The following is a 14,027-nucleotide window of genomic DNA, read 5'->3' as shown; positions in this document are numbered from 1 at the left end:
TCGCATAGGGAAGGAATTTAAGATGCGCGTTTATTATGATCGTGATGCCGACCTCAACCTGATCAAGTCGAAAAAGGTCGCCATCATCGGCTACGGTTCGCAGGGTCGCGCACATGCGCTGAACCTGAAGGACAGCGGTGCGCAGAACATGGCAATCGCTCTCAAGGCCGGTTCCGCCACCGCCAAGAAGGCCGAAGCCGACGGCTTCAAGGTCATGACCGTTGCCGAAGCTGCCGCCTGGGCCGACCTGATGATGATGGCAACCCCGGACGAGCTGCAGGCCGACATCTACCGCGATGAAATCGCCGGCAACATCCGCGACGGCGCAACGATCGCATTCGCTCACGGCCTCAACGTTCATTTCGGCCTGATCGAGCCGAAGGCATCGATCGACGTCGTCATGATCGCACCGAAGGGTCCCGGCCACACGGTTCGCGGCGAATACCAGAAGGGCGGCGGCGTTCCCTGCCTCGTCGCAATCCACCAGAACGCTTCCGGTAACGCGCTTGAGCTCGCTCTTTCCTACGCCTGTGGCGTTGGCGGCGGTCGCTCGGGCATCATCGAAACGACGTTCAAGGAAGAGTGCGAAACCGACCTCTTCGGCGAGCAGGTTGTTCTCTGCGGCGGTCTGGTCGAACTGATCCGCGCTGGATTCGAGACGCTGGTCGAGGGCGGTTATGCGCCTGAAATGGCCTATTTCGAGTGCCTGCATGAAGTAAAGCTGATTGTCGACCTGATCTATGAAGGCGGCATCGCCAACATGAACTACTCGATCTCCAACACGGCCGAGTGGGGCGAATATGTCACCGGTCCGCGCATCATCACGGAAGAAACCAAGGCCGAGATGAAGCGCGTCCTGAAGGACATTCAGACCGGCAAGTTCACCTCCGACTGGATGCAGGAATACCGTGCCGGCGGCGCCCGCTTCAAGGGCATCCGTCGTAACAACGACAGCCACCAGATCGAAGAAGTCGGCGCCAAGCTGCGCGGCATGATGCCGTGGATCGGCAAGAACAAGCTCGTCGACAAGGCCGTAAACTAATCGGCTCGGTCACCGAGTAGGGAAAACACACCGCGCGGGATAACTGCGCGGTGTTTCGTATCATCATTCCCTGGGCGGAATAACGCCCTTTGTGAGGATGAAACAGCCGTAGAAGCGCAGTTCGCCGGTGGCGACGACGCAATAGGCTTTTTTGGCCGTCTCGTAGAAGGCGTGGCGTTCGATTGCGTACATGGGCGCAGGCTGGCCTTCGGCGGCATCGATTTCCGCCTGTATCTCTTTCTGGATCTCCGGGATTTCATCCGGCTTGCCGATAACCTCCATACGCGCGACCGAAGGTTGCAATGGTGTGTCGAGCGGCAGGACCGACAGGATCGCCTTCAGGGCGCGCGGCGCCGAAATGTTGTCCATCCTTATCACCTTGCCTAGCACCGTTTGACGGGCAATCGAATCGGATGGGAAATTGGCATCGGCCAACACGAGCGTATCGCCGTGGCCCATGGATTTCAGGGCATAAAGAAGATCGGCACTCAGCGCCGGATCCAGGTTTTTCAGCATTCGTCTCTCCTCCAAGACACATAAAAGCTCAGCTCGCCCTTTATCGCAGGCAAAAGCCAGAGCGCACCAGCGAAATATCGGCCATGTCGGAATGTCATGGAGACAAAAAATGTCGCAGGAGGCGATAGGTCAGTATTGCTGACCTGTCGGAATTTATGTAAAGCCATGGCAACAAAATTGAAATAACAGGAAACATCCCCATGCTTGATTGGGAACATATCTTCGCTACGCGTTCCAGCCGGATGAAGGCGTCGGAAATCCGCGAACTGCTGAAACTGCTCGAACAGCCCGATATCATCTCGTTTGCAGGCGGCATTCCTGATCCGGCTCTGTTCCCGGCGGAAGAGTTCAAGGCAGCTTACGCCGATATCTTTTCCAGCACACAGGTAAACTCTGCGCTGCAATATTCCGTCAGTGAGGGTTACAAGCCGCTGCGCGACTGGATCGTCGAGGACGTCGCCAAGATCGGCATCGACTGTTCCGCCGATAACGTTTTCATTACCTCCGGTTCGCAGCAGGCGCTCGACTATCTCGGCAAGCTCTTTCTGTCGCCGAAGGATACGGCCCTGGTCACCTGGCCGACCTATCTGGGTGCGCTGTCTGCGTTCAACGCCTATGAGCCGAATTACGATCAGCTGTCGCTGAACGGCAACCGCACGCCGGATGCCTATCGCGATACGGCATCCAAGCTGGGCGGTTCGGTCAAGTTCGCCTATTTATCGGCCGACTTCTCCAATCCGACCGGTGAGACGATCGACCGCGCGGGCCGTGAAAAACTACTGGCGCTGGCCGACGAGTTGGATATCGCGATCCTCGAGGATGCGGCCTATCAAAACCTGCGCTTCGACGGCGAGGCAGTCCCGCCGATCCTGTCTCTGGATATCGCGCGCAAGGGCGGCATCGAGAACACGCGCACGATCTATAGCAGCAGTTTTTCCAAGACGCTGGCTCCGGGCCTGCGCGTCGGCTTCGTCATTGCCGCGATGCCTGTCATCCGCAAGTTGGTGCTGATGAAACAGGCGGCCGACCTGCATTCCTCGACGATCAACCAGATCGCCGTCGAACATGTCGCTTCGCGGGGCTTTGCCGAACAGGTTGCCAAGATCAAGCGCGTTTATAGCGGCCGCCGTGATGCGATGCTGGCGGCGCTTGAAAAATACATGCCGAAAGGTACGACATGGACGAAGCCGGAAGGCGGTATGTTCGTCTGGATTACGCTGCCGGAGGGCATGGACGGGGCCGAACTGCTCGCCAAGTCACTGGCGACAGAAAAGGTCGCCTTCGTGCCGGGCAAGGCGTTTTATGCGGATGGCAGCAATGCCAACACGCTGCGCGTATCGTTCTCCTGCGCCAACAACGAGATGATCGACGAGGGTATCAAACGCCTTGGACGTCTGGTCGCCCACGCATCGGTAAGTGAACACGAAAGCCTGCCGATCATCTGATCGCTGCTCACGAATTCGTATGGAAAGGGCGGATCCACAGGCGATCCGCCCTTTTTTCGTCGGAACTCAGCCTTAGGCCGAAGCCTGTCACATGAGTGTCGTTGAATGTGTGTTTAAGCGCGTCAACTCAAACAGGAACTCTCCCATGAAAAAGCTCCTTTCCTCTTTCACGGCGCTTGTCGCGCTCGGTCTCGCCGGCGTTGTCAACGCTGCCGACCTGGTGGTCTATACCAGCCAGCCGAATGCCGATGCGCAGGCAACCATCGACGGCTTCAAGGCCGCCAATCCGGGCGTCGATGTCGAGTGGGTGCGTGACGGAACTCCGCAGATCATGGCAAAGCTCAACGCCGAGATCGCTGCCGGCAACCCGGTCGCCGACATTCTGCTGATCGCCGACACGGTGACGTTCGAGCGCATGAAGGCCGCCGGCCAGCTCTTGGCCTACAAGTCGCCGGAAGCCAAGAATTTCGACGCTTCGCTCTATGATGCCGACGGTTACTACTACTCGACCAAGCTGATCACCACCGGCATCATGTACAACACCCAAGCTGCGATGAAGCCGACGAGCTGGGCTGATCTTGCCAAGCCGGAAGCCAAGGGTCTCGTCACCATGTCGAGTCCGGTTGCTTCGGGCGCCGCCCTCATCCACGCCCAGACGCTGGCAGCCGTCGATGGTCTCGGCTGGGACTATTACAAGCAGCTGAAGGACAATGGTGCGGTTGCCGCTGGTGGTAACGGTGGCGTGCTGAAGGCTGTCGCCTCCGGCGAAAAGGCCTATGGTGTCGTCGTCGACTACATGCCGATCCGCGAAAAGGCAAAGGGCGCCCCGGTCGAGTTCGTTTTCCCGAAGGAAGGCGTTTCGGCCGTCACCGAACCGGCTGCGATCCTGTCGTCGACCAAACATCAGGACAATGCCAAGAAGTTCATCGACTATCTTCTCTCGGAAAACGGTCAGAAGATCGCAGCCGGCCTCGGCTACATCCCGGCTCGCAACGGTATCGACCTGCCGGCTGGCTACCCGGCACGCGACAAGATCAAGGTTCTGCCGCTCAACGCCGCGGACGCGCTGAAGAACTCGGAAAAGGACGTGAAGACGTTCTCCGATATTTTCGGCACCAAGGGCTGATATAAGGCCTCATGTTCCGATCTCAGAATCGAGGAAACAGCCAGCCCCGCTGGCTGTTTTCCTTTGTCGTAGTGGTGATCTTCTTCCTGAGCGTCCTGCCGCTCGGACGGCTTGCCGCGACCGGCTTTTCATCGCTTTTCAATGGCGGTGCGCGTGCGCTTCTTTCCGATCCTGTCGTCTGGCAGGCGGTTTATGACACGCTCACCACCTCAATCCTCGGCATGATCGCGGCCGTCATCCTCGGCGGCGGGTTTGCGCTGCTGCTGACACTGTTTGACGTGCGCGGCAAGACGGCTCTGGGTTTCCTGTTCATGCTGCCGACGATGATCCCGCCGCAGGTGACGGCTCTGTCCTGGATCGGCATGACCGGACCGTCGAGCGCGCTTTTGAAGGCGGTCGGCATGGCGCCGCCGCTGGGGAGCCCGCAGCCGCTTTATTCTATCGGCGGTATTGCGCTGCTTTATGGCGTGCAGAATGCACCACTCGTTTTCCTGTCGCTGCGCGCCGGTCTTCTGGCCCTGCCGCGTGATGGCGTCGAGGCCGCACGGCTGTCCGGTGCATCGTCCTGGCAGGTGCTGAAGGATATCATTCTGCCCTTGTCACTGCCCGGTTTCGTCGCCGGTGCAGCGATCGCTTTCGTTTCCTGCGTCGGCAATTTCGGCATTCCGGCCATTCTCGGCATTCCGGCCTCGATCTACACGCTACCGACGCTGATCTATTCGAAATTCGCCGCTTTCGGCACGAACACCTTTGCCGACGTCTCGCTGCTTTCCGGTCTTATCGCGATCCTTTCGGTCATCGGCCTAACGGTCGAGGAAAGGGTTTTGCGCGGGCGCGACTATCGCGTCATCGGGCTCTCAGGGCAGGTGGCGATGTTCCGGCTTGGAAACTGGCGTCTGATCGGCGAACTGGTGCTGTGGCTGGCGATTTTCATCACCCTCCTCATGCCGCTGACGGCACTGATCGCAAGTTCTCTGGCGCCCGCCTATGGCGTGCCGTTGACCCCTGCGACCGCAACGCTGGATGCCTATCGCGAGGTCCTGTTCAAGCAGTCTATTACCCGAACGGCGTTCACCAATTCCGTCTCGCTATCGCTTGCGACGGCGCTTGGTCTCCTGGTGGTGACTGTGCTGACGGGGTATTATCTCGTGCGTTCGAAAAGCCGCTTGGCTCCGGTGCTTTCGGCACTTGCCGAAATTCCCTACGCTCTGCCGGGCATCGTGCTCGCGGTGGCGCTGATCCTTGTCTTTGCGGCTCCGATCCCGATCATCGGCATTTCCATCTACGGGACGATCTGGATCATTCTCGTTGCCTATTTCTCCAGCTTCTTCGCTGTGAGCCTGAAACCGGTGGTGAGCGCGTTCCGGCAACTGGATCCGTCGCTGGAGGAGGCCGCACGCCTTTCCGGCGCAGGGTTCGGACGGCGGCTTACGGATATCGTCGTGCCGCTGGTGGCGCCTGCGGCGGGCGCATCCGTCATTCTCGTCTTTCTCATTGCCTGCAACGAGCTCACCGTCTCGGCCATCCTCTGGTCGGCCGGCACGCAGACGCTCGGCGTGGCGATTTACAATCTCGATGACAGCGGCAGCTTCAATCTCGCTGCAGCGCTTTCCGTCCTCGTGGTCATCATGGTGATCGCGATGATGCTGGTGCTGGAACTGATGGCGAAGAGACTGCCGAAAGGTGTGGTACCGTGGCGAAGCTGATCCTAAACCGCCTGTCCAAGGCATTCGAAACCGGCGGCCGTCCAGCCGTGAACGATGTATCGCTGGAAGTTCGCGATGGTGGTTTTCTCGCATTGCTGGGTCCCTCCGGCTGCGGCAAGACGACGGTGCTCAGAATGATCGCCGGCTTCGAGCAGCCGACCGACGGCTCGATCCTGCTTGGTGACCGGGTGCTGGCGGATGCCGGCGAGATGGTGGCGCCGGAACATCGCAACATGGCGATGGTGTTCCAGTCCTACGCGCTGTGGCCGCATATGAGCGTTGCCGACAATGTCGGCTATCCGCTCAAGGTTCGCGGTGTCACCGGCGAGAGACGCTCGACCAAAATCCGAGAGGCGCTCGCGGCGGTTAGGCTCGAAGCCTATGCGGATCGCCGCCCCGCTGATCTCTCCGGTGGCCAGCGACAGCGTGTTGCGCTGGCGCGATGCCTTGTGACGGATCCTGATGTGGTTCTGCTCGACGAGCCGCTCGCCAATCTCGATCGGCATCTGCGGCAGGAAATGGAAGAGACGTTCCGCGAGTTTCATCAACGGTCCGGCGCGACGATGATTTATGTCACGCATGACCAGGCGGAAGCCATGGCGCTGGCGACGGATGTCGCGGTGATGTCGGAAGGCCGGCTTCTGCAGGTGGCAAGCCCGCAGGAAATCTATGCGCGGCCGGAAGGCCGGCTGGTTGGCGGACTGGTCGGGCAGGGGGCGATCGTCGCATGGCCGGCAGCCTCGGTCGAGAACCGTCAGCTGGACTGGGATGTCTTGCAGCAACTGCTCAGCCGCTCACATGGCGCCGATTGTGCCGATATCCTCATCCGGCCGCAGGATGTGGAGATCGCCGGCGAAGGCGTGTCTGCGCGTGTAACATCCGTGCTGTTCGAGGGCGAGCGTTACGCGCTGAAACTGGCACTCGGCGACGAGCAGGTTCTGCGCGCGTTCAGCCGCCAGCCGGTCAAGGTCGGCGACATGGTGGCGATCATCATCCGCTCGGCCTGGAGGCTGTAGCCAGCTAACTGTCGAGCCGCTAATGTGCCGGTCGCAATAGGGAAGTTTGCATGTCTCTTCGCCTCGGTACCTTCAATATCGAAAACCTCATGACCCGTTTCGATTTCTCCGGCTGGCGCAATCAGTTGCGCCAGGACAGGGTTCTGCGACTGTTCGAAGTGGGCAGCAAACAGGAATACGAGCAACTTGAGCAGGCCCGGCTGATCGCCGAGACGGATGATACTCGCCAGCTTTCGGCGCTCGCCATTGCCGATGCGGATGCCGATATCCTGTGCCTGCAGGAAGTCGACAATATACCGGCATTGCAGGCTTTCGAATACGGCTATCTCTACCGCATGGTCGGCAATGGCTATCTGCAGAAGTTTCTGGTTGAGGGTAATGATGGGCGCGGCATCGATGTCGCGGTCCTGATGCGCGACGAGACGCGAAGCGGCCAGAAAATAGAAGTACTCGATGTCCGCAGCCACGCGATGCTGACCTATCAGGATCTCGATCTGTTTAACGACGAACTAGCGCTGACCAGCCGACCGACCGACAAGATCTTCAAACGCGACTGCCTGGAGCTGGATCTCAAAATCGGGGACAAGCGCTTGTCACTCTACGTCGTGCATTTCAAATCGATGAGTAATGCACGCGATAACAAGGACGGACGTATCGGTACGATGGCGCTCCGGATCGCAGAAGCGAAGGCCGTGCGACACATCATCGAGAAAAGATTCGGTACGGAGAATACCGGTCGAATGAATTTCGCTATCTGCGGCGACATGAATGATTATCAGGAGCGGGTGAAGGTGATCGGCACCCGCCGCACCGGCTATCGGTTCGAGCCTGTGACGGAGGAGATGAGTGCACTTGACGTTTTCAGTCACGACGACTTTGCCCACAATGTCATGACCCGGCGCGGCGTGATGGATCGATGGACGCTTTATCATGCGCGCGGGCCAGAAGAACAGCATCTCTGCCAACTTGACTACCTCTGGCTCTCTCCGGCACTTGCGGAACATAATCCGGCTGCAGTGCCGGATGTCATTCGCAACGGCCAACCGTTTCGCACGATTTTTCCGCCGGGGCAGGAGGTGGAGCGCTATCCGCGTATTGGCTGGGACAGACCCAAGGCATCCGACCATTGCCCTGTGGTCGTGGAGATAAACCTCCCATGATAACCCCATTCGCTCCCGGATTAGCTGGCAGGCCTGCAGGTATCTGGCCGCCATCTACAAGTCCTGTGCGCGTCGATGCCTTCGATCTTTCGGTGGTAGACGATCCGCATCCCCTCTACGTAGTGCATCAGGCTGAAATCGAGGCGAATTGGGAGAGGGAAATCAACGCCAATCCGCATCTCTTCAACGGCCAGATGGTCCTTCAGCGGCATCTGACCTACGATCAGGGCGTCATTAGAGGGGTAGCTCATGTCATTCCCTATTCGACGCTTCTGTGGTGGCGCAAGCGGCCTGATCCCGAAGGGGCTCTGCATCTGTTCGGCTTTGCGGTGATCGTCTCGTCCGACGGCGCGATCATTGCCATCCGTATGAGCGATCGCACGGCCAATCCGGGGCAAGTCTATTGCGCAGCCGGCTCGCTCGACCTCAGCGACATCGTCGATGGAAAGCTCGATGTTGCGGGCAATATGGCGAGAGAAGTGCGTGAGGAAACGGGGCTCGCTCTCTCTGAAGCAGAGGCAGATCAGCATTTTTACGCCAGCCACAAGGATAACCGCATCGTGGTTTTCAGGCTTTATCGCTTTCCGGTGACATCGTCCGAAATTAAGGCCCGGATTGAGGCGCATATGCCGCATGACAAGGAGCAGGAGATCGACGGCGTCGTCATCATCCGATCTGCAGATCCCATTGCCCACAACTATAATCCGCTGATGTTACCAATTTTGGACTGTTTTTTCTCCGGCATAGGCCGCTAGCCTGTCGCTTGCTTCCTTAAGCGCGCTCGGGCAGGGTGCGGCCCTGTCTTGAAAGGGAGGGGAGTCGTGGCAAGACATTATGCCATCTACGATGTTTTCACCGATCGGAGACTTTCCGGCAATCCGCTTGCGGTCATATTCGATACGGAAGGACTTTCGGACGACGCCATGCAGGCGATCGCACGCGAGATAAACCTGTCGGAAACGGTCTTTCTGTGGCCCGCGGAATCGAACGGGCATTCGGCCCAGATTCGCATTTTTACGCCGGGAAAAGAATTACCCTTTGCGGGACACCCAACGGTCGGTGCGGCCATCGCACTTGCGGAGCGAGACCACGAGCCGGGGGTGACGGAGCTTGATCTTATGTCCGTGATTGAAGAAAAGGTCGGCCCGGTTCGCTGTGCGATCAGGATGCGGACGGGGGAGGCGACCTTCGCCGAGTTCGAGCTTCCACGCCGCCCGGTAAGGATAGACATCCCGCTGGATCGGGAAGGTATCGCGGATTCGATTACGGTCAAAACCACTGACATGGCGTTTGAGAACCATACTCTGTCGATTTGGACTGCCGGGGTTCCGTTTCTGCTCGTGCCGCTGCGCAATCTCGCAACGGTGCAGAATCTCGAATTTGAATCGACCCTGTGGGAGCGGGTGGCCCCATTCGTCGATGGTGCGCTCGCTTCAGCCTATGTTTATTGCAGGGGCGGCGTGCATCATCAGGCGAAATTTCACGCACGGATGTTTTCGCCAGATATGCGGATCTGGGAGGATCCTGCGACTGGTGCTGCGGTTGCCGCACTGGCGGGTGCGATCCAGCAATTCGATGCTTTGCCGGAGGGACATCATCCGATCATCGTGGAACAAGGCTTGGAAATCGGTCGCACGTCCTTCATCCATCTGCATATCGATTCCAAGGGTGGTGAGATCGCGAAGGCACGTATTGGAGGGCATGCGGTGAAGATAGCGGAAGGCATGCTGCACATCTGAAAAATAATCAGGGCGGGAAGTCCCACGAAATAAGGCTTTCCATCGAGAGCGGTGATTTTTTTGAGCAGTTGCACAAAGAAAATCATTTTGGCCGCTAGACAAGCCAAAAGAAGCTCTTTATACGGCCACTCACACCAACGGCGCAGGCCACTGAAGCGGTTGGTTACGGGTGATTAGCTCAGTTGGTAGAGCAGCTGACTCTTAATCAGCGGGTCGTAGGTTCGAGCCCTACATCACCCACCATATCTTCTTAAAACAAATATATGACAATAGTTTATCGCTGAAAACAAAGTTTTCGGCGGTCGGAACTTCTTTGGCTTTCCGCGCATTTTACCGGCAATTCCAATCTTTATGGGCTGCTAGGCGTGCGCGCGATTTTTACTCTTGTCTCCACAATCGTATGTGCGGTGTTTCTGTTCGTCGCAGGCCTTGTTGTCGTGGCATATGCCACCCGAGACTATGAGCCGTATCATTTCGCCCACATGGAAACGCCCGACTTGTGGACGTCCAGGCCGACTTCCGTCGATCCGGCCAAACAGGGCTACGAGCGCATCGAAGGCGTTCAGGTGGCTGCCTACGTCGCGCCGACCGATGGAGACGTGGAAACCGCTTCCTTTGCCCGTAGCGAGGAGCGGGGTTCGAAGACACCGGACATCGCCGAAAATGTTGCCGAGGCTGCCCAGCCGGTCGATAGCGCCGCGACGGGTACTGCGCAGCTTGATGCCGGGCATGTGGATTGGTGTCTTGCTCGTTACCGATCCTATCAGGTCGAGGATAACAGTTATCAACCCTATGGCGGCGGTCCACGGAGGGAATGCGTGTCGCCGGCCATGGACACCGCTTCCGTCCAGCCGGCAACGGACTTGTTCGCTGACGGTGGGCGTGAGCCGGCGAGGAATATTGCTGTAGCGTCGTCTGTCGTCATGGCATCACAGGAGCAGCAGACCGCAGACGTGAGGTCGATGCCTATCGGCACGCACGAGGCATGGTGCCACGAGCGCTACCGCTCCTATCGAAGTGAAGACAATAGCTACCAGCCTTTCGACGGTGGTCCACGCCGGGCCTGCACGTCTCCCTACGGCTAACCCGCAAAGCAGGCTGTCCGTCAGCTTGCCTCACGCATGAGCATGCGGTTTTCCTCGACCTTCAAGGTCTGTACGCGCTTGGCAAGCCAATCGACGACGACACGCACTTTGTTGCTGAGATGGCGTGTCTGGGGATAAACGATGTAGAGCGGGAAACTCTCACAGACCCAATCCGACAGGATCGGCACAAGCTTGCCCTCCTGCAAAGCCTTCTGGGCCATGAAGCGCGGCACCTGGGCGACACCGACACCGGCGATTGCCGCATCCAGATAGGAGCGGGCGTCGTTGACGGAGACGATGTAGTTCGGATCGATCTCGATTTCCTCGTCGCCGCGCGTGAAACTCATCTGCATGATTTTTCCGGACGGCGCCTGCAGATATCCGACACAGCGGTGACCGTTATTGAGGTCTGTCGGATGCGCCGGCTCGCCCATTTTTTCCAGATAGAGCGGAGCGGCATAGGCTTGCATGCCGATTTCTCCGACCTTTCGAACAATCAGCGACTGGTCCGTCGGGGTGCCTCCGCGAAGCGCGCAATCGACGTTTTCTGCAATGTAATCCACCAGCCGGTCACCCACGCCGATGTCGAGCTTAATCAGCGGATATCGTTCATGAAAATCGCACAAGTGCGGGATGATCAGGAGGTCGGCAAAGGCGCCTGCCATCTCCAGGCGAACACGGCCGCTGGGCTGTGTCTGAGAGGTCGAGAGACTACCATCGAGCTCGGCTATATCGGCGAGGATCTGGATCGCCCGCTCGTAATAGAGGGCGCCGTCCGTCGTCACCATGACGCGCCGCGTCGTGCGGTTGAGCAGAGTGGTCTGCAGATGCGCCTCAAGTGCCTGCACCATGTTGGTGACGGTGGTTTTCGGGATGTTGAGCGTCGTCGCCGCACGGGTGAAATTGCCGGTCTCGACGACCCTTACGAAAACACGCATTGCCGATAGCTGGTCCATGGAATTCTCCTTGCGACGCGATTATCCATGAATTTGGAAAAGTGTTGCCGATCGAGGCGTATTGCGCTTGCGATCCCGAACAATAATATCTGAATACGAATTCGCCGCAAGACCTGTGGCTAAAACGGAAGAAACGCTATGTCGCTGCGCTGGGAAACATTGGAGATTGATGGGCCTTGGAAGGCCGCTATCCCCGTGCGCATTCACAAGGGCAATGTGCAGGGCGGCAAGCCGCCGGTCGTGCTCTACCTGAAGGGTGATGCATTTCAGACGCCAGTAGACGAAAACGCTCCGCGGCCAGTGATCAGCGCTCTTGAAGACGCCGGCGCGGTCGTGGTCGAAGCCGACTACGGGAGAGTTTCTGGCAATGTATTCCCGAAGGCGATGGAATGCGCGTTTTTGGCGCTCTATGGCCTCAGCAAGAAGCTGAATGATTATGGCAAGGGCAAGTCGCCCCTGCTGATTGCCGGAGACGAGGCCGGTGGCAATGTTGCCGCAGGAGCCGCGTTGAAGGCAAGGGACCAGATGCCGGGCCGGCTTACCGGGCAGGTTCTGCTCTCCCCCATGATCGACCCGATGATGACATCGGCCTCGATCCGCGGTGCCGACGAGATCGGCATGCGTGAACGCTGGTCGGACGGATGGAGCCATTATCTCGGTTCCGCCTGCTCGATGCAGCACCCTTACGCCGCGCCCTGTCTGTGTTCGCGGTTATCGGGTGTCGCGCCGGCGCTGGTCATGACATCTGACGACGATCCTTTGCGCGACGAAGCACTCGGTTATGCCGACAAGCTTTCCGGGGCAGGGGTGAGTGTCACCAAGCGTGTATTGCCCGCCGGCAGTGGCTGGACGGGCCTGTATCACGGCGTTGGCGGAGCCTGGTTAGCCGGGCTCTGCACGGAGTTTTCGACCTTCGTTCGTCAGTTGACGAGCTGAGGTCAGCAGTTTCTGCCCATATTTCTAGTTCCAGGAAACGATAACAGCCCTTCCCAAGGCTGAAGGAGTTCACAATGACATCGAAGACACCCCGCTGGGCCCTGTTGGGCGCCGGCCTGACGACCTCTGTGCTTATTGCAGGCGCAGCCTTCTATTTCGACATGCCGAACGGCGCCAATGCTGCTTCGCCTGCAGAGGCTGTGGCACCTGCCGCCATTCCGGTTACTGTCGCCACCGTGCAGCCCCGCAAGGTCGGCACGTGGCAGGAATTTTCCGGCCGTCTGGAAGCCGTCGATCGCGTTGACGTTCGTCCGCGCGTAGCCGGCGAGGTCAAGTCCGTCCATTTCCGTGAAGGCGGGCTGGTCAAGGCTGGTGACCTCTTGGTGACCCTCGATCCCGAGCCTTATATGGCGGCAGTCGCTGAAGCGGAAGGCTCCGTTGCCTCGGCTGAAGCAAAGCTCGCCTATGCCGAAACCGAACTTGAACGGGGCAATACGCTTCTTTCGCGCAACACGATCTCGCAGAGCGATCTGGCGCAGCGGCAGAGCACGCAACGCGAAGCCAAGGCCAATCTCCAGTCGGCCAAGGCCGCGCTTCGTGTCGCCGAACTCAATCTCGGTTACACCGAAATCAAGGCACCGATTGCCGGACGTGTCGGCAAGATTGAGGTAACGGTTGGCAATCTGGTTGCGGGCGGTTCTGCGTCGGCGCCGCTGACGACGCTGGTTTCCGCCGATCCGATCTATGCGAGCTTCGATGCCGACGAGCAGCTGGTGACCCGCACTCTCGCCGAACTGCCGCTCGCAGATGGCCAGCCGGCAATCGATCAGGTTCCGGTGGAAATCGTAACGCTGGCTCCCGGCTCAGAAGCCATCAAGGGGCATCTGCAGCTCATCGATAACCAGGTGGCGGCCGGTACCGGCACGATCCGGGTGAGGGCGGTGTTTGGCAATCCGGGCGGCAGGCTGATCCCCGGTCAGTTCGTGCGGGTGCGCATGGGGGAGCCTGAGCCGATGAACCGCGTTCTCGTCAGTGAACGGGCGCTCGGCAACGATCAGGACAAGAAGTTTGTGCTCGTCGTCGACGGCAAGAATACCGTCGCCTACCGCCCGGTCGAATTGGGTGAGGCAATCGACGGCATGCGCATCGTCGAAAAGGGCCTGAATGCCGGCGACCGCATCATCGTCAACGGATTGCAGCGCGTGCGCCCCGGCGCAACGGTCGACCCGCAGGACGAAGCGAAACTCGCCTCGAAGTAACCAACGGGCCGGCTGACCGGCCTTTCCGAACCTGAACCTAT

13 protein-coding genes and 1 tRNA gene are annotated in these 14,027 nt (G+C 59.0%); 12 read left to right on the top strand and 2 right to left on the bottom strand.

Features of this window, described 5'->3' with window-relative positions:
- Positions 1-22 precede the first annotated feature (22 nt).
- The gene (gene ilvC, locus ACI3K0_RS24495) at positions 23-1,042 is read left to right on the top strand and encodes a ketol-acid reductoisomerase (protein WP_183821713.1); all 1,020 of its coding nucleotides are present in this window, start codon (positions 23-25) and stop codon (positions 1,040-1,042) included.
- A 63-nt stretch (positions 1,043-1,105) separates the two neighbouring features.
- On the opposite strand, the gene ACI3K0_RS24490 is transcribed toward ilvC, so the two are convergent.
- On the bottom strand, positions 1,106-1,558 hold the full coding sequence (locus ACI3K0_RS24490; RefSeq protein WP_183821712.1) for an RbsD/FucU family protein: 453 nt from the start codon (positions 1,556-1,558) through the stop codon (positions 1,106-1,108).
- Between the two features lie 200 nt (positions 1,559-1,758).
- Between ACI3K0_RS24490 and ACI3K0_RS24485 the strand changes: the two genes are divergently transcribed.
- The 9 genes from ACI3K0_RS24485 (at position 1,759) to ACI3K0_RS24445 (ending at position 10,835) form a co-directional block, all read left to right on the top strand.
- The gene (locus ACI3K0_RS24485) at positions 1,759-3,003 is read left to right on the top strand and encodes a PLP-dependent aminotransferase family protein (RefSeq protein ID WP_183821711.1); all 1,245 of its coding nucleotides are present in this window, start codon (positions 1,759-1,761) and stop codon (positions 3,001-3,003) included.
- A gap of 145 nt (positions 3,004-3,148) precedes the next feature.
- Complete coding sequence (locus tag ACI3K0_RS24480; protein WP_404946401.1) at positions 3,149-4,129, top strand: ABC transporter substrate-binding protein; 981 nt, start codon at positions 3,149-3,151, stop codon at positions 4,127-4,129.
- 11 nt (positions 4,130-4,140) lie between these two features.
- Positions 4,141-5,835, top strand: coding sequence for an ABC transporter permease (locus ACI3K0_RS24475; RefSeq protein WP_404946400.1), 1,695 nt, complete (start codon positions 4,141-4,143; stop codon positions 5,833-5,835).
- Positions 5,823-6,851: an ABC transporter ATP-binding protein gene (locus ACI3K0_RS24470; RefSeq protein ID WP_183821709.1), complete on the top strand. Its 1,029-nt coding sequence runs from the start codon at positions 5,823-5,825 to the stop codon at positions 6,849-6,851. Before ACI3K0_RS24475 ends, ACI3K0_RS24470 begins: the two co-directional genes overlap by 13 nt.
- A gap of 50 nt (positions 6,852-6,901) precedes the next feature.
- Positions 6,902-8,011 carry an endonuclease/exonuclease/phosphatase family protein gene (locus ACI3K0_RS24465; RefSeq protein ID WP_183821708.1) on the top strand — a complete coding sequence of 370 codons (1,110 nt, stop codon included), beginning with the start codon at positions 6,902-6,904 and terminating at the stop codon, positions 8,009-8,011.
- Entirely contained in the window at positions 8,008-8,766 is a 759-nt protein-coding gene (locus ACI3K0_RS24460) for an NUDIX hydrolase (protein WP_183821707.1), read from the top strand. The genes ACI3K0_RS24465 and ACI3K0_RS24460 overlap by 4 nt, the downstream gene beginning before the upstream one ends.
- Before the next feature lie 66 nt (positions 8,767-8,832).
- Positions 8,833-9,750, top strand: a complete 918-nt coding sequence (locus ACI3K0_RS24455; RefSeq protein ID WP_183821706.1) for a PhzF family phenazine biosynthesis protein — start codon at positions 8,833-8,835, stop codon at positions 9,748-9,750.
- A gap of 167 nt (positions 9,751-9,917) precedes the next feature.
- Positions 9,918-9,993 (top strand) — tRNA-Lys (locus ACI3K0_RS24450).
- A gap of 122 nt (positions 9,994-10,115) precedes the next feature.
- A complete protein-coding gene (locus tag ACI3K0_RS24445) occupies positions 10,116-10,835 on the top strand; it encodes a BA14K family protein (RefSeq protein ID WP_404946399.1) in 720 nt (239 codons plus the stop codon).
- A gap of 20 nt (positions 10,836-10,855) precedes the next feature.
- On the opposite strand, the gene ACI3K0_RS24440 is transcribed toward ACI3K0_RS24445, so the two are convergent.
- Positions 10,856-11,791 (bottom strand): LysR family transcriptional regulator, encoded by a 936-nt coding sequence (locus ACI3K0_RS24440; protein WP_183821704.1) that lies wholly within the window; start codon positions 11,789-11,791, stop codon positions 10,856-10,858.
- Positions 11,792-11,929: 138 nt separating this feature from the next.
- Between ACI3K0_RS24440 and ACI3K0_RS24435 the strand changes: the two genes are divergently transcribed.
- Positions 11,930-12,727, top strand: a complete 798-nt coding sequence (locus ACI3K0_RS24435) for an alpha/beta hydrolase fold domain-containing protein (RefSeq protein ID WP_148148450.1) — start codon at positions 11,930-11,932, stop codon at positions 12,725-12,727.
- Positions 12,728-12,801: 74 nt separating this feature from the next.
- Positions 12,802-13,986 (top strand): efflux RND transporter periplasmic adaptor subunit, encoded by a 1,185-nt coding sequence (locus ACI3K0_RS24430; RefSeq protein WP_206825478.1) that lies wholly within the window; start codon positions 12,802-12,804, stop codon positions 13,984-13,986.
- Positions 13,987-14,027: the final 41 nt, after the last annotated feature.

This window comes from Rhizobium sp. ZW T2_16 (assembly GCF_044987325.1).
Lineage (GTDB): Bacteria > Pseudomonadota > Alphaproteobacteria > Rhizobiales > Rhizobiaceae > Neorhizobium > Neorhizobium cellulosilyticum.
The sequence above is the reverse complement of the archived record's forward strand: the minus strand, read 5'-3'. Positions and strand labels throughout refer to the sequence as shown.